The 15,267-nt window shown below is 51.7% G+C and carries 17 protein-coding genes; 10 read left to right on the top strand and 7 right to left on the bottom strand.

Features of this window, described 5'->3' with window-relative positions:
* Positions 1-21 precede the first annotated feature (21 nt).
* The 8 genes from potG to LDB27_RS13975 all read left to right on the top strand — a co-directional run bounded on the left by potG (position 22) and on the right by LDB27_RS13975 (position 8,160).
* The gene (potG, locus tag LDB27_RS14010; RefSeq protein WP_001000698.1) at positions 22-1,155 is read left to right on the top strand and encodes a putrescine ABC transporter ATP-binding subunit PotG; all 1,134 of its coding nucleotides are present in this window, start codon (positions 22-24) and stop codon (positions 1,153-1,155) included.
* A 9-nt stretch (positions 1,156-1,164) separates the two neighbouring features.
* Complete coding sequence (gene potH, locus LDB27_RS14005; RefSeq protein ID WP_000105453.1) at positions 1,165-2,118, top strand: putrescine ABC transporter permease PotH; 954 nt, start codon at positions 1,165-1,167, stop codon at positions 2,116-2,118.
* A complete protein-coding gene (gene potI, locus LDB27_RS14000; RefSeq protein ID WP_001528847.1) occupies positions 2,115-2,960 on the top strand; it encodes a putrescine ABC transporter permease PotI in 846 nt (281 codons plus the stop codon). Before potH ends, potI begins: the two co-directional genes overlap by 4 nt.
* A 73-nt stretch (positions 2,961-3,033) precedes the next feature.
* The gene (locus LDB27_RS13995; RefSeq protein ID WP_001668047.1) at positions 3,034-3,507 is read left to right on the top strand and encodes a YbjO family protein; all 474 of its coding nucleotides are present in this window, start codon (positions 3,034-3,036) and stop codon (positions 3,505-3,507) included.
* 42 nt (positions 3,508-3,549) lie between these two features.
* Positions 3,550-4,677, top strand: coding sequence for a 23S rRNA (uracil(747)-C(5))-methyltransferase RlmC (gene rlmC / locus LDB27_RS13990; protein ID WP_001623325.1), 1,128 nt, complete (start codon positions 3,550-3,552; stop codon positions 4,675-4,677).
* A 292-nt stretch (positions 4,678-4,969) separates the two neighbouring features.
* Entirely contained in the window at positions 4,970-6,313 is a 1,344-nt protein-coding gene (locus LDB27_RS13985) for a PTS sugar transporter subunit IIC (protein WP_000399318.1), read from the top strand.
* A 29-nt stretch (positions 6,314-6,342) separates the two neighbouring features.
* Positions 6,343-6,663: a PTS sugar transporter subunit IIB gene (locus tag LDB27_RS13980; protein WP_000655399.1), complete on the top strand. Its 321-nt coding sequence runs from the start codon at positions 6,343-6,345 to the stop codon at positions 6,661-6,663.
* A gap of 9 nt (positions 6,664-6,672) precedes the next feature.
* Complete coding sequence (locus LDB27_RS13975) at positions 6,673-8,160, top strand: sulfatase (protein ID WP_000644018.1); 1,488 nt, start codon at positions 6,673-6,675, stop codon at positions 8,158-8,160.
* Positions 8,161-8,366: 206 nt separating this feature from the next.
* On the opposite strand, the gene artJ is transcribed toward LDB27_RS13975, so the two are convergent.
* From artJ to LDB27_RS13945, 6 genes are all read right to left on the bottom strand, one after another.
* Positions 8,367-9,098 (bottom strand): arginine ABC transporter substrate-binding protein ArtJ, encoded by a 732-nt coding sequence (gene artJ, locus LDB27_RS13970; RefSeq protein ID WP_000737538.1) that lies wholly within the window; start codon positions 9,096-9,098, stop codon positions 8,367-8,369.
* A gap of 236 nt (positions 9,099-9,334) precedes the next feature.
* Positions 9,335-10,003 carry an arginine ABC transporter permease ArtM gene (artM, locus tag LDB27_RS13965; RefSeq protein WP_000895393.1) on the bottom strand — a complete coding sequence of 223 codons (669 nt, stop codon included), beginning with the start codon at positions 10,001-10,003 and terminating at the stop codon, positions 9,335-9,337.
* Positions 10,003-10,719: an arginine ABC transporter permease ArtQ gene (artQ, locus tag LDB27_RS13960; RefSeq protein ID WP_001001677.1), complete on the bottom strand. Its 717-nt coding sequence runs from the start codon at positions 10,717-10,719 to the stop codon at positions 10,003-10,005. Before artQ ends, artM begins: the two co-directional genes overlap by 1 nt.
* Positions 10,720-10,725: 6 nt before the next feature.
* The gene (gene artI / locus LDB27_RS13955) at positions 10,726-11,457 is read right to left on the bottom strand and encodes an arginine ABC transporter substrate-binding protein ArtI (protein ID WP_000756586.1); all 732 of its coding nucleotides are present in this window, start codon (positions 11,455-11,457) and stop codon (positions 10,726-10,728) included.
* Between the two features lie 17 nt (positions 11,458-11,474).
* Positions 11,475-12,203 (bottom strand): arginine ABC transporter ATP-binding protein ArtP, encoded by a 729-nt coding sequence (gene artP, locus LDB27_RS13950; RefSeq protein ID WP_000027186.1) that lies wholly within the window; start codon positions 12,201-12,203, stop codon positions 11,475-11,477.
* A 228-nt stretch (positions 12,204-12,431) separates the two neighbouring features.
* Positions 12,432-12,947, bottom strand: a complete 516-nt coding sequence (locus LDB27_RS13945) for a lipoprotein (RefSeq protein ID WP_001270726.1) — start codon at positions 12,945-12,947, stop codon at positions 12,432-12,434.
* A gap of 127 nt (positions 12,948-13,074) precedes the next feature.
* On the opposite strand from LDB27_RS13945, the gene LDB27_RS13940 reads away from it, so the two are divergent.
* Positions 13,075-13,398: a heavy metal-binding domain-containing protein gene (locus LDB27_RS13940; RefSeq protein ID WP_001160725.1), complete on the top strand. Its 324-nt coding sequence runs from the start codon at positions 13,075-13,077 to the stop codon at positions 13,396-13,398.
* Complete coding sequence (locus tag LDB27_RS13935) at positions 13,395-14,225, top strand: N-acetylmuramoyl-L-alanine amidase (protein WP_001202293.1); 831 nt, start codon at positions 13,395-13,397, stop codon at positions 14,223-14,225. Before LDB27_RS13940 ends, LDB27_RS13935 begins: the two co-directional genes overlap by 4 nt.
* Here LDB27_RS13935 and LDB27_RS13930 read toward each other — a convergent pair.
* On the bottom strand, positions 14,222-15,235 hold the full coding sequence (locus LDB27_RS13930; RefSeq protein ID WP_000866907.1) for an NAD-dependent epimerase/dehydratase family protein: 1,014 nt from the start codon (positions 15,233-15,235) through the stop codon (positions 14,222-14,224). The genes LDB27_RS13935 and LDB27_RS13930 overlap by 4 nt on opposite strands.
* Between the last annotated feature and the right edge of the window lie 32 nt (positions 15,236-15,267).

The raw sequence follows: 15,267 nt of genomic DNA, 5'->3' as shown, positions 1-15,267 counted from the left end.
TGTTATGCCGGAGAGCGCCTTGTGAATGATGTCCCCCACCGCCCGCAGGTGAAAACCCGTAAAGCGCTGACGCCGCTTCTGGAAATTCGCAACCTGACGAAGTCATTCGACGGGCAACATGCTGTCGATGATGTCAGTCTGACTATCTATAAAGGCGAGATTTTTGCCCTGCTGGGCGCGTCAGGTTGTGGAAAATCGACTCTGCTACGGATGCTGGCAGGTTTTGAACCGCCGAGCAGCGGGCAAATTATGCTCGACGGCGTCGATCTGGCGCATGTTCCGCCGTATCAGCGTCCAATTAATATGATGTTTCAGTCCTATGCGTTGTTTCCGCATATGACGGTAGAGCAGAACATCGCTTTTGGTCTGAAGCAGGACAAACTGCCGAAGGCGGAGATTACCAGCCGCGTCAATGAGATGCTGGGTCTGGTGCACATGCAGGAGTTTGCGAAACGTAAGCCGCATCAGCTTTCCGGCGGTCAGCGTCAGCGCGTGGCCCTGGCTCGCAGCCTGGCGAAACGTCCTAAGCTGCTCTTGTTGGATGAACCGATGGGCGCGCTGGATAAAAAATTACGCGACCGGATGCAGCTTGAAGTGGTGGATATCCTTGAGCGCGTCGGCGTGACCTGCGTCATGGTGACACACGATCAGGAAGAAGCGATGACGATGGCGGGGCGCATTGCCATCATGAACCGTGGAAAATTTGTGCAAATTGGCGAACCGGAGGAGATTTACGAGCATCCGACGACCCGCTACAGCGCCGAATTTATCGGATCGGTAAATGTTTTTGAGGGCTTACTGAAAGCGCGTGAAGAGGACGGTCTGGTCATTGACGCGCCCGGTTTGGTTCATCCGTTAAAAGTCGATGCAGATGCCTCTGTCGTTGATAATGTGCCGGTATATGTGGCGCTACGTCCGGAAAAAATCATGCTGTGTGAGTCGCCGCCTGCCGATGGCTATAATTTCGCCGTCGGCGAAGTGGCGCATATTGCGTACCTCGGCGATCTGTCTATTTATCATGTGCGGCTAAAAAGCGGGCAGATGATCAGCGCTCAACTGCAGAATGCGCACCGTTACCGGAAAGGGTTACCGACCTGGGGCGATGAAGTGCGTTTGTGCTGGGAAGCGGATAGCTGCGTGGTCCTGACGGTATAAGGGGGAAACATGAGCACACTTGAACCTCCGGCACGCATCAGTAAACCTGGCGGCGCGGCGCTATGGTTGGCGCGAATGCAAATGAAACATGGGCGTAAGCTGGTTATTGCTTTGCCTTATATCTGGCTCATTCTGCTGTTTTTACTGCCGTTTCTTATCGTCTTTAAGATAAGCCTGGCGGAAATGGCGAGGGCGATCCCGCCGTATACCGATCTGCTGGAATGGGCTGACGGTCAGTTGTCGATTACGCTCAACCTCGGCAATTTTTTGCAACTGACCGACGATCCGCTTTATTTCGAAGCCTATCTGCAATCGTTACAAATTGCCGGTATTTCCACAATCTGCTGCCTGCTGTTGGGCTACCCGCTAGCGTGGGCGGTGGCGCACAGCAAGCCCTCCACGCGCAATATCCTGCTGCTGTTGGTGATCCTGCCCTCGTGGACGTCTTTTTTAATACGCGTCTATGCCTGGATGGGCATTTTGAAAAACAACGGCGTGCTGAACAATGTGTTGCTGTGGCTAGGGGTTATCGATCAGCCGCTGACGATCCTGCACACTAACCTGGCCGTCTATATCGGCATTGTTTATGCTTATCTGCCGTTTATGGTTCTGCCCATTTATACCGCATTGACGCGCATTGATTATTCGCTGGTGGAAGCGTCGCTGGATCTCGGCGCCCGACCGCTGAAAACGTTTTTTAGCATCATTGTACCGCTCACCAAAGGCGGAATCATCGCCGGCTCGATGCTGGTTTTTATCCCGGCGGTGGGCGAGTTCGTGATCCCGGAACTGCTTGGCGGGCCGGACAGTATCATGATTGGTCGCGTTCTGTGGCAGGAGTTTTTCAATAACCGCGACTGGCCGGTGGCTTCTGCGGTCGCCATTATTATGTTGCTGCTGCTGATAGTACCGATCATGTGGTTCCATAAACATCAGCAAAAAAGTGTGGGGGAGCACGGATGAATAACTTACCGGTCGCTCGCTCGCCCTGGCGCATTCTGATTCTGGTGCTGGGGTTTACTTTTCTCTATGCGCCGATGTTAATGTTGGTGATTTACTCGTTTAACAGTTCGAAGCTGGTGACGGTGTGGGCGGGATGGTCGACGCGTTGGTATGGCGAGCTCTTTCGGGATACCGCCATGATGAGCGCAGTGGGACTAAGCCTGACAATTGCCGCCTGCGCGGCGACGATGGCGGTGGTGCTCGGTACTATCGCCGCGGTGGTGATGGTGCGATTTGGACGGTTTCGCGGCGCAAACGGCTTTGCGTTTATGATCACCGCGCCGCTGGTGATGCCGGATGTGATTACCGGGCTGTCGCTGCTGCTGCTGTTTGTCGCGCTCGGTCATGCTATCGGCTGGCCCTCCGATCGCGGAATGCTGACCATCTGGTTGGCGCACGTCACTTTCTGTACCGCCTATGTGGCAGTGGTGATCGCTTCGCGATTACGCGAACTGGATCGTTCGATTGAAGAGGCGGCGATGGATCTTGGCGCGGCGCCGTTGAAGGTCTTTTTTGTCATTACGTTACCGATGATCATGCCAGCGGTGATCTCGGGCTGGCTGTTGGCCTTTACGCTTTCCCTTGACGATCTGGTGATTGCCAGCTTCGTTTCCGGTCCCGGCGCCACCACGCTACCGATGCTGGTTTTCTCCAGCGTGCGCATGGGCGTGAATCCGGAAATCAACGCGCTGGCGACGTTAATCCTCGGCGTGGTAGGAATCGTCGGATTTATTGCCTGGTACCTGATGGCGCGAGCGGAAAAACAGCGGATTCGCGATATCCAGCGTGCAAGACGCGGCTGAAGCCACTAAAATCTTCCACTATGGCAATGCGTTGCCGCGCGGGTCGCGGCATCATTTTCAGGGAAGACATTCATTGGGATTTATAAAGCAATCAACCTCATCACATGCCCGTTTAAATGTGCCTACGCTGGTGCAGGTTGCGGCTATGGCGATTATTTTGATTCGCGGTCTCGATGTGCTGATGATTATGAATACCCTCGGCATACGCGGGATGGGCGAGTTTATTCATCGCAGTGTGCAGACGTGGAGCTTAACCCTGGTCTTTCTGGCAAGCTTAGTGCTGGTCTTTATTGAAATTTATTGTGCGTTTTCGCTGGTGAAAGGCCGTAGCTGGGCGCGCTGGGTGTACCTGGCGACACAAATTATTGTGAGCGGATATCTGTGGGCGGCGTCGTTAGGCTACGGGTATCCGGAGTTGTTTAGCATCGCGGGAGAATCGAAGCGTGATATCCTGCATTCCCTGGTCATGCAAAAACTCCCCGATCTTTTAATTCTGTTTCTGCTGTTTATTCCCGCTCCCAGCCGTCGGTTCTTCCGGCTGCAATAATGTGTATAATCGTCGCCCCGGATAATATGAAGGTTTTTTGGTATGCAGTGCGCACTCTATGACGCGGGTCGCTGCCGTTCCTGTCAATGGATTACGCAGTCGGTTAACGAACAACTTTCCGCAAAAACAGCCGATTTACATCGTTTGCTGGCCGGGCTGCCTGTTGAACAGTGGTGCGCGCCGATTGGCGGCCCGGAACAGCATTTCCGCAACAAAGCGAAAATGGTCGTGAGCGGTAGTGTAGAAAAACCGCTCTTCGGGATGCTGCATCGCGACGGTACGCCGGTCGATCTTTGCGGCTGCCCACTGTATCCCGCCTCCTTTGCCCCCGTATTCAGCGCGCTAAAACCTTTTATTGCCCGTGCCGGACTCACGCCTTATAACGTGGCGCGAAAACGCGGCGAACTGAAATACCTGTTGCTGACGGAAAGTCAGTTTGATGGCGGCATGATGCTACGCTTCGTGTTGCGTTCAGAAACCAAACTTACGCAACTGCGCGCGGCGTTACCGTGGCTGCGTGCGCAACTGCCGCAGCTCAGGGTGATCACCGCAAATATTCAGCCGGTACATATGGCGATTATGGAAGGGGAGACGGAAATCTACCTGACGGATCAGCAGGCGCTGGCGGAACGTTTTAACGATGTGCCGCTGTGGATTCGTCCGCAAAGTTTCTTTCAGACCAACCCTACGGTCGCCAGCCGATTATATGCGACGGCGCGCGACTGGGTAGGACAACTGCCGGTACGCCATATGTGGGATCTTTTTTGCGGAGTGGGCGGATTCGGCCTGCACTGCGCGACGCCGCAGATGCAATTAACCGGTATTGAGATCGCGCCGGAGGCGATTGCCTGCGCGAAGCAATCCGCTGCCGAGCTGGGATTGACCCGCCTTCATTTCCAGGCGTTGGATTCCACCCAATTCGCCACCGCACAAGGCGAAACGCCCGACCTGGTGTTGGTGAATCCTCCCCGCCGCGGCATTGGCAAGCCGTTGTGCGATTACCTTGCACAAATGGCGCCGCGTTTTATTATTTATTCAAGCTGTAACGCGCAGACGATGGCGCAGGATATTCGTCATCTGCCGAACTACCGTATTCAACGTGTTCAGCTTTTCGATATGTTCCCGCATACCGCACATTATGAAGTGTTAACATTGCTTTGCAGGCTGTAGCGCCAAAAGCCAGACATACAATATCTATATTAACTATCTAATTATCCATAAATAATAATAACCATGATCGATCGATAAAAAACTCCGATCGATCATGGTTATATATTACCCTATTTTTGCAAATCAAATCACAAATAATCACTTTAAATCTTTTAATGACTAATTTTGATTATTACAGTGCGTGTAAGGCAAAATTAGACAAGGTGGTTTATCGGGTAACTTTCAATAGCATCAGCGAAGCAATACGTAACGTCAGTAAAGGGGTCAATCATGACAACGAATAGGCACGCTTATGGAGGGCGTTCAGACGATGTTTGCCAAATTTATAGATGTTATTCAAACGTTTTTAACTGAACCGGCAATATTAATTGGGATATTAGTCGGTGTTGGCTATGCGCTGGATAAAAAGACGCCTATAAAAATTATCACCGGTATGATCAGCGCGATGGTCGGTTTGATGATGGTGCTATTTGGCGGCTTTCAATTTTCAGCCACTTTTAAACCGGTTGCAGAGGCAGTCAGCAAGGCTTATGGCGTGCATGGATACTTAATGGATTCATACGCCATGAAAGCCGCGACGCAAATAGCGCTGGGCGATAATTTCGGCTATGTAGGATACGTTTTTGTACTGGCGTTTTTTACTAACCTGATATTAGTTTTATTTGGTCGTTATACCGGCGCAAAAGGTATATTTCTTACCGGTAATACCGGGGTCTCACATTCACAGGCGGTACTGTGGTTAATTGTCTTCTGGCTGGGGTTCGGTTGGGTACAATCCATTGTGATTGCCGGGGTATTGACCGGGGTCTTTTGGGCGTTTTCAACCACGCTTATTGTTAAACCCATCGCCAAAGTGACCAATAACGCCGGTTTTACCATCGCGCATAACCAGATGTTGGGACTGTGGTTTTTCTCGAAATTCGCGCATAAATTCGGCGATCCGGAAAAGCATGACGCCGAAAACCTGAAACTTCCCGGTTGGTTAGCCATTTTTAACCACAACGTGACGGCAATCGCCATTGTGATGACGCTCTTCGTTGGCGGTTTTTTATTGGCGACAGGGATCGATAACGTACAGTTAATGGCGAAAGGCAAACCCTGGTATATCTATATCATCAATCTGGGCCTGCAATTCTCTATGTATATGGTCATCTTGCTGCAGGGCGTGCGGATGATGGTAGGCGAAATTAACGGTTCGTTTAAAGGATGGCAGGATCGCTTTATTCCTAACGCTATACCGGCTGTGGATGTTGCTGCTTTATTACCTTTTTCGCCGAACGCGGCCACGCTGGGATTCGTCTTTTGTACCTTCGGCACGATTTTTTCCATGGGCATTCTGCTGCTCATCCATAGCCCTATTATGGTATTGCCTGGTTTTGTTCCGCTCTTCTTTTCCGGCGGTCCCATCGGCGTATTAGCCAACCGAATGGGGGGATATCGTTCCGTTATTATTTGTACTTTCCTGTTAGGGATTATTCAGACTTTCGGTACGGTATGGGCCATTCCTTTAACCGGGCTGGCAAAAGAAGGCGTGGGCTGGACGGGAATATTTGACTGGGCGACTCTGTGGCCTGCGATTTGTGAATTACTGAAATTTATTGCTTCAACGTTCCATCTTGGTCCTTATTCCATTTAATTGATTCGGTTTATATAAAGGATTTTATTATGAAAGATTCTGTAAATATTTTATTCGTATGCGGTTATGGTGTAGGCAGTAGCGTAATGTTACAGACTGTGGTTAAAAAAGCGTTAGCAAAATATGACTTCTCTTTTGATATGGAGCATACGGCAGCGGGAGAGGTCGGTGGATTTACCGACTGGGCAGATATATATGCGATTTCGAAAAAATTGCTTGATGTCGTTAGCCTCGATCCTAAACACGGACAATATCTCATTCCCATTGAAAATATCATGGATGGCGAATCAATAGGTAAACAGATTTACGATGTGGTAGAGAAAAATTTTCCGCACCTGCTCAACAAATGAGGGTGAGTCATGAAAGCGATTATTCTGCTGTTTGACAGTCTGAATAAAAACTATTTGCCGCCCTATGGCGATTTGCTAACGAAAGCGCCTAACTTTCAACGCCTGGCGGCACATGCCGCCACCTTTGACAATAGTTATGTCGGCAGTATGCCCTGTATGCCAGCCCGTCGGGAACTGCACACCGGGCGCTATAATTTCCTGCATCGTGAGTGGGGCCCGCTGGAACCCTTTGATGATTCCATGCCGGAATTATTGAAAAAAGCGGGGATCTACACCCATCTTATCAGCGATCATTTGCATTACTGGGAAGACGGCGGCGGTAACTACCATAACCGCTATAGCTCCTGGGACGTAGTACGCGGTCAGGAGGGCGATCACTGGAAGGCAAGTGTTGGCGAGCCGCCCATTCCGGAAGTACTGCGCGTTCCACAAAAACAAACCGGAGGCGGCGTTTCCGGGCTATGGCGTCATGACTGGGCGAACCGCGAATACATCCAGCAGGAAGCCGATTTTCCCCAGACGAAAGTTTTTGACGCCGGGTGCGATTTTATCCATAAAAATCATGCCGAAGATAACTGGTTATTGCAGGTTGAGACGTTCGATCCGCATGAACCGTTTTATACCACCGAGGAATATTTATCGCTCTATGACGATGAGTGGCAAGGCCCGCATTATGACTGGCCGCGCGGCAAAGTCAGTGAAAGCGAGGAGGCGATAGCGCATATTCGCTGTCGTTATCGGGCCCTGGTTTCCATGTGCGACCGCAATCTTGGACGTATCCTTGATCTGATGGATGAACACGATCTCTGGCGCGATACGATGCTGATTGTCGGTACCGATCACGGCTTCTTGCTGGGGGAGCACGGTTGGTGGGCTAAAAATCAAATGCCCTATTATAACGAGGTGGCGAATAACCCGCTGTTTATCTGGGACCCGCGCAGCGCGGTATGCGGAGCGCGGCGGCAGTCGCTGGTGCAGATGATTGACTGGGCGCCAACGCTACTGGATTATTTTCAGCAACCTATTCCCGCAGATATGCAGGGCCAACCGCTGGCGAAAGTCATTGCCAGTGATGAACCCGTCAGGGAAGGCGCGCTGTTTGGCGTGTTTAGCGGACATGTTAATGTTACCGACGGACGCTATGTTTATATGCGGGCCGCGCAACCGGGGCGTGAGCATGACATTGCGAACTACACGTTAATGCCGATCAAGATGAATGCGCGTTATGACGTGGATGAACTGGGAAAATTATCTCTGGCACCTCCGTTTAAATTCACTAAAGGGCTTCAGGTATTACGTATTCCGGCCAGGGAAAAATATAAAGGTGTGAATAGCTTTGGTCATCTCTTGTTTGATCTCAGAGACGATCCGCAGCAGCAACATCCTATTCATGATGAGGCCATCGAAGCAAGGATGATCAACTTACTTATCCGTTTGATGAAAGAAAATGATGCTCCGGCGGAGCAGTATCGCCGTCTGGGTCTGGATGTTATCTAAAAACGTAACAATGTTGTAAGCCGGGTACGCGTCAGCGTCACCCGGCAAGTATTAGTCCGAATCGCCTGTTGATGCAGGCGTTTGAGACTGATGACAAACTGTAGAATGCTCAATGGCGCTGCGCTTATCAGGCCAGGATGATTTCGTGGTCTGAATAAGGTATTTATACTGCCATTTCGCAACACGGTGGGCTAATCACATACGTCTTACTGTGGGAACCACTGATCGCTGATTTTCTGATAAGTGCCGTCCGCTTTAATGGCGGCCAGCGCATTATTCAGTTTTTCCAGCAACGCCTTATTGTCCGGGCGCACCGCGATGCCAAGTCCGGTACCGAAGTATTGCGGATCGGTCACTTTCTCTGTTGCCGGACCCAGTTGCGGATTCGTTTTCAGCCACTCATTGACCACTGCAGTATCGCCAAAGACACCGTCAATACGGCCATTTTTCAGGTCGATAATCGCATTCTGGTAGCTGTCGTAGGCCACGGTTTTGACCTCCGGATGTTTATCCTGGAGATATTTTTGATGCGTGGTGCCATTTTCCATACCGATACGCTTACCTTTTAGATCGGTAAAGGTCTTATAGGTGTCTTTTTTGGCAATCACCAGCGCGGAGTTCGCATAATAGGGATTGCTAAAGGCGACCTGCTTACTGCGCTCCGGGGTAATGTCCATTCCGGAAATGACGGCATCATATTTTCTGAATTTCAGCGCCGGGATAAGACTATCGAAAGCATGATTGGTAAAAGTACATTCTGCCTGCATTTGCTTGCATAATGCGGTTGCCAGATCGATATCGAAGCCCACAATTTTATTACTCGCATCCAGGGATTCAAACGGGGGATAGGTGGCGGAAACCCCGAAATTGATTTTTTCAGCGGCGATGCTGCCAGTGGCGAAAGAGGCGAGTAATGCGGCCAGAACTAACTTTTTCATGATGTCACTCCCGTAATCTTATGATTATGCGCCGTGTCTGCGGCATAGATTTACAATGCCATCAATTGAATTTATATGCAATAAAAATGATTAAATATTTTTAAATGGATAAAAAAAGACGGACAAGTTAACCACTTGTCCGTCGGGTTTATTCAATATTATGCATCGTAGGCTTGATAAGCGCAGCGCCATCTGACCATTGTCGAACGGCGGCGAGAATGCCTTATCCTGCCTGGTTAATTGCGCCGCTCAAATGCCAGGGCTTTACGCTCAATCAAACGCATCATCAGCGTCAATAGACCGTTGACGACCAGATAAATTACGCCTGCCGCGCCAAATACCATCACATCGTAGGTACGACCATAGAGCAACTGACTGTACCCCATGACCTCCATCAAGGTGATGGTATAGGCCAGAGAGGTACTTTTGAAGACCAGTACTACCTCATTAGAATAGGAGGAGAGGGCGCGTTTAAACGCATAGGGCAACAAAATCGCCAGCGTATCTTTCTTACTCATCCCCAGCGCGCCGCAGGACTGCCACTGACCTTCCGGAATCGCGCGAATCGCGCCATAAAATAGCTGCGTGGTATAAGCGGCGCTGTTTAGCGACAACGCGATCAGTGCGCACAGCCACGGTTCAGACAGTAGATGCCAGAGTAGCGGATACTCTTGCAGTGTCGGGAATTGACCGGGTCCGTAGTAGATCAGGAAAATTTGCACCAACAACGGCGTACCGGTAAACAACGTGATATAGCCGCGCACCAGCCACACCACGAACGGCGTTTTTAGTGTCAGGATAATGGTAAAAACTAACGCCAGCACCAAAGCGACGGCAATAGAAGCCACGGTCAGCGTCAGGCTGGTGTGTAGCCCTTTTAGCAGTTCAGGTAAGTACTCAAGCATTAGTCCGGCCTCCGCTCAAAACGTGTCGCGCGCAGGTCTATGCGTTTGAGAATGTACTGACTGATCAGCGTAATGACCAGGTAAATAGCCGCCGCAATAATGTACCAGTTAAACGGTTCCTGGGTGCGTGTGGCAATACTTTTGGTCTGTAACATCAGATCGTTAACGCTGATAAGGCTGACCAGAGCCGTATCTTTTAGCAACACCAGCCACTGATTACCCAGCCCTGGCAGGGCGTGACGCCACATCTGCGGCATCACCAGACGGAAAAAAATCGCCGTCTTTGATAATCCCAGTGCCTGACCCGACTCCCACTGACCAGACGGAACGGCTTTCAGCGCGCCGCGTAGCGTCTGCGACGCATAGGCCGCATACAGCAGGGACAACGCAATCACGCCGCACAGGAACGGACTGACGTCAAAGTTCTCAATCTCCATTTGCACCGGGATCTGTGTAAAGCCGAGATGGAGGGTAAACCCGTCAGACAGCGTAAGCAGGAGTTGCGAGGAGCCGAAATAGATAAACAGCACCACCAGAATTTCCGGCAGGCCGCGTAAAATAGTGACCAGCGCGGAGCCTATCCAGGCAATCGGGCGCCATTTTACGGACTCCCAGACGGCAAAGAACATGGCTAACGCGAGGCCAATGATCAGCGCGCAGACGGCAAGGCCGACGGTCATCCCGGCGGCGCTTGCTAAAGGAAAAAATTCGTTCATCAAAGATTACTTCTGGAACCATTTGTTATAGATGGTCTCGTAAGTCCCATCTTTCTTCACTTTTTCCAGCGCAGTATTGAATTTCTGCTGCAGCTCGGTGTTGCCCTGACGTACCGCGATACCCAGGCCGGTGCCGAAATAATCTTTATCGGTGACTTTATCGCCGACCGGCGCCAGCTTAGGATTGGCTTTCAGCCATTCGGTCACGACCGCCGTGTCGCCGAAAACAGCGTCGATACGGCCATTTTGTAGATCCAGCTTCGCGTTCTGATAGCTGTCATACGGTACGGTGGTGATTTCCGGATGCTTATCCATGATGAATTTCTGGTGCGTCGTACCGTTCTGCACGCCGACTTTCTTACCTTTCAGTTGATCGACGCTGGTGTATTTGCCCTGCTGACCCACGAACAGCGCGGAGTTGTCGTAATATGGCGTGGTAAACAGCACCTGCTTTTCACGTTCCGGCGTGATATCCATTCCCGCCATTACAGCGTCGAAGCGGCGGAATTTCAGGCTGGGGATCAGGCTGTCGAACGCCTGATTGGTAAAGGTACAGGAGGCGTCGATCTCTTTACATAGCGCGTTGGCCAGGTCGACGTCAAAGCCGACAATCTTGTTATTAGCATCCATCGATTCGAACGGCGGATAGGACGCTTCGGTCGCAAAACGAATGGTCTGGGCTGCTGTAGCGGAAAGGCTAAAGCCTGCAATTAGCGCGGCAATCAGAACTTTTTTCATTGTCATTGTCCCGAATCTTAGTGAGAGAGATAGTTTTTGAACGCTTCGGTCTGAGGGTGGGCAAAGCAACCCGCATCACCGTGCTCGACGATGTGACCATTTTCCATATAAATCACACGACTGGCGGTCTTACGCGCCACTTCGACTTCATGCGTAACGATCACCTGAGTAATGTTCGTTTCCGCCAGCTCATGAATAATACTGACGATTTGAGCGGTAATTTCCGGGTCCAGCGCGGCGGTCGGTTCATCAAACAGCAGCACCTGCGGCTCCATCATCAGCGCGCGGGCAATCGCGACGCGCTGCTGCTGACCGCCGGAAAGGTGCAACGGATAACGATCGCTATATGGCTTCAGACGTAGACGCTCCAGCAGCTTTTCTGCGCGCGCCAGCGCCTGATCTTTTGTCAGACCCAGTACGCGGCAGGGCGCTTCAATCAGATTCTGCACAACGGTGAGATGCGGCCAAAGATTATATTGCTGAAAGACCATTCCGACATTTTGACGTAGCTCACGAATCGCCTTATCGGACGGCGTTTTCGTAAAATCAAAATGGTTCCCGGCGATAGTCAGAGTGCCGGAGCGCGGCATCTCAAGCAGATTGAGTACACGCAGCAGCGAACTTTTACCCGCCCCGCTTGGGCCAAGCAACACCAGCGTTTCGCCTTCGGGGCAATCCAGCGTGATATCGAACAGCGCCTGATGCGCGCCGTAAAAGCAATTAATGCCGTTTAATTGAATACTCATTGACACTCGTATACAGGCAGTCTGATAGCTATTGAAGCCGCAGATAGTACCTTTCGCAGAATAGTTATGCAATATTTATGCGTTAAAAGTTAAATATATCCCACATTCTTCCCTAAACATAGCACAAAATAGCAGGAGGAATAGTAGGTAAGAAGAATTGTCGGCATCCCGGGCAGAATGCCAGACAATTTACGGGGGTATGGGTGCAAAAGCGGGGAATACTGGCTGTTAACGGTTTTCTATCGACTGGCGCAGCGTACCGGCAGGGGCATGGACATCTCCGCCCAGATAGCGAACGTCGTCAATCACCCAGCATGAGCCTTCGTGAATCATAAGCACTTCATCCTGCCAGCTTTGATCGCCCTGTTTTAACGCCACCCGCAGAGGAATGTTGCGCGCATCTCGGTTCGGAATGGTTGATGCGCTGGCGACGCTGGCGCTATCCGGCAGCGTAGCGCGGCTGGAGAACAGATCGCCGCTCATCAACTGACGGTGCTCCGTATCGCGGCTGGCGTCGGTCAACAATTTCGCCAGGTTATCACTCAAGTAGGGGCGAAGCGCAGCGATATCATTGCTGTGGTGTTGAATACGGTAGTCGTAAAATTGTTGAGCCACGCTGTCCGGGCCGCCTTCCACACACGCGCCGATACGCGGGCCATTATCTTTGTAGGCGGGAGTGACGGTCGTACAGGCGCTAAGCAGAAGCGCGCACGGGATGAGCAAAGAGAGTTTAGAATAGCGCATGATGATTTCCTTATAGGCGATCGAGCAAAAACCGATCTACGATAATCAATTATATCCTTTCAATGATAGCGTATCAGCTTGATAATGCGTTTGAGATCGTGTGCTTAGCTAACCTGGGAGATTCACTATGCAGTTTTCAACAACCCCAACGCTGGAAGGACAAAGCATCGTGGAGTATTGCGGTGTGGTAACGGGCGAAGCCATTTTAGGTGCCAATATTTTCCGCGATTTTTTCGCCGGCATTCGGGATATCGTCGGCGGACGTTCCGGCGCGTATGAGAAAGAGCTGCGTAAAGCGCGTGAAATCGCTTTCCAGGAACTTGGCGAGCAGGCTAAAGCGTTGGGCGCCGATGCGGTGGTAGGCATCGATATTGATTACGAAACTGTCGGCAAGGATGGCAGTATGCTGATGGTCAGCGTCAGCGGAACGGCGGTGAAAACGCGCCGATGAGAGCGCTACTGTGGCTGGTGGGTCTCGCGTTGCTGTTAACAGGCTGCGCGAGCGAAAAAGGAATTATCGATAAAGAGGGATATCAGCTTGATACCCGACATCGGGCGCAGGCGGCCTATCCGCGCATTAAAGTTCTGGTGATTCACTATACGGCGGAAAACTTTGACGTTTCGCTGGCGACGTTAACGGGTCGCAACGTCAGTTCGCATTACCTGATTCCCGCAACCCCTCCATTATATGGCGGTAAACCGCGCATCTGGCAACTGGTGCCGGAACAGGATCAGGCCTGGCATGCGGGCGTCAGTTTCTGGCGAGGCGCCACGCGTCTCAATGATACGTCTATTGGCATTGAGCTGGAAAATCGCGGCTGGCGAATGTCCGGCGGGGTGAAATCTTTCGCGCCGTTTGAATCCGCGCAAATTCAGGCATTGATTCCGTTAGCGAAGGACATTATCGCGCGCTATGACATCAAACCGCAGAATGTGGTGGCCCATGCGGATATCGCGCCGCAGCGTAAAGACGATCCCGGCCCGCGCTTCCCGTGGCGCGAGCTGGCGGCGCAGGGGATTGGCGCCTGGCCTGACGCCCAGCGTGTGGCGTTTTATCTGGCTGGACGCGCGCCGTATACGCCAGTCGATACCGCAACGGTGCTTGCGTTACTCTCGCGCTATGGTTATGAAGTCAAAGCCGATATGACGGCACGCGAGCAGCAGCGGGTGATTATGGCGTTCCAGATGCACTTCCGTCCGGCGCAATGGAACGGTATCGCAGATGCCGAAACGCAGGCGATTGCCGAAGCATTACTGGAGAAGTACGGCCAGGATTAACGCGGTAAATTTCCGTGATCGCGTAGCCAGGCGGCGGTGCGTTCAATGCCTTCGTCCAGCGTGACGATGGGCTGGTAGCCCAGCTCTTCCTGCGCGCGAGTCGTATCGAGCGTAAAATCAAAATTCAGTTTTGACACGCCGTAATGCGTTAGCGGGGGCTCTTTGGCGGATTTTTTGCCGAAGCGCTCCATACTGCGGGCGATCATATCCAGCATCGGGTAAGGCACAGAGCGAATGCGGCAGTCGATAGTCAGTTCATCTATTAACTTTTGTACGATGCTGCGTAAGGTGCGGTTTTCGCCGTTAGTGATGTTATAAGCGCGGCCAGAAGGCAGATGATCGCAGCCCGGCTGGCTGGCCAGCCACATGGCGTGGATCGCATTTTCATAGTAGGTCATATCGACCAGCGCGCTGCCCCCGTGCGGTAATAAGACGCTACCGTAATGGTGCATCATATGCGCCAGACGTGGGATAAATACTTTATCGTGTGGGCCAAACAGGCTTTGCGGACGCAACACCGTAAAACGTGTTTGCGGATTGGCCTGCGCCAGCAGATTAATCACCTCTTCGCCGGCGGCTTTACTGCGGGCGAACTCATTGGCAAACCGATGCGGACGGAAATCCTCTTTGATATCACGGTGATGGTGGTAATCAAAATAGAGCGAGGGAGAGGAGATATGAATAAAATTGCGCACGCCCCAGGCGACCGCCCATTCTCCCAGGCGGCGGGTGGCGCGAACATTCGCCAGATCGAAAGCTTGTTGGGTTCCCCAGGGCGAGGTAAAGCTGGAGCAGTGCCACAACGTGTCGATCCCGGCGAGCATCACTTTAGCCTGCGAGGAGACCAGTTCGGTTAAATCCGCATGGACGAACTCCGCGCCCATTTTTTCAAGCAGCTTGCCCATCGCTTCATTGCGACCCGTCGCTCTGACGCTGATGCCTTTATTGCGCAAAAATTCAACCGCGTTTCGACCTAAGCCGCTGGTGGCGCCGGTAACCAGTACCTTCATATCAATCCACTGTGTTTAATAAACCGTCGTGC

The sequence above is a fragment of the Salmonella sp. JXY0409-18 genome (genome assembly GCF_020268625.1).
GTDB lineage: Bacteria > Pseudomonadota > Gammaproteobacteria > Enterobacterales > Enterobacteriaceae > Salmonella > Salmonella enterica.
The sequence above is the reverse complement of the archived record's forward strand: the minus strand, read 5'-3'. Positions and strand labels throughout refer to the sequence as shown.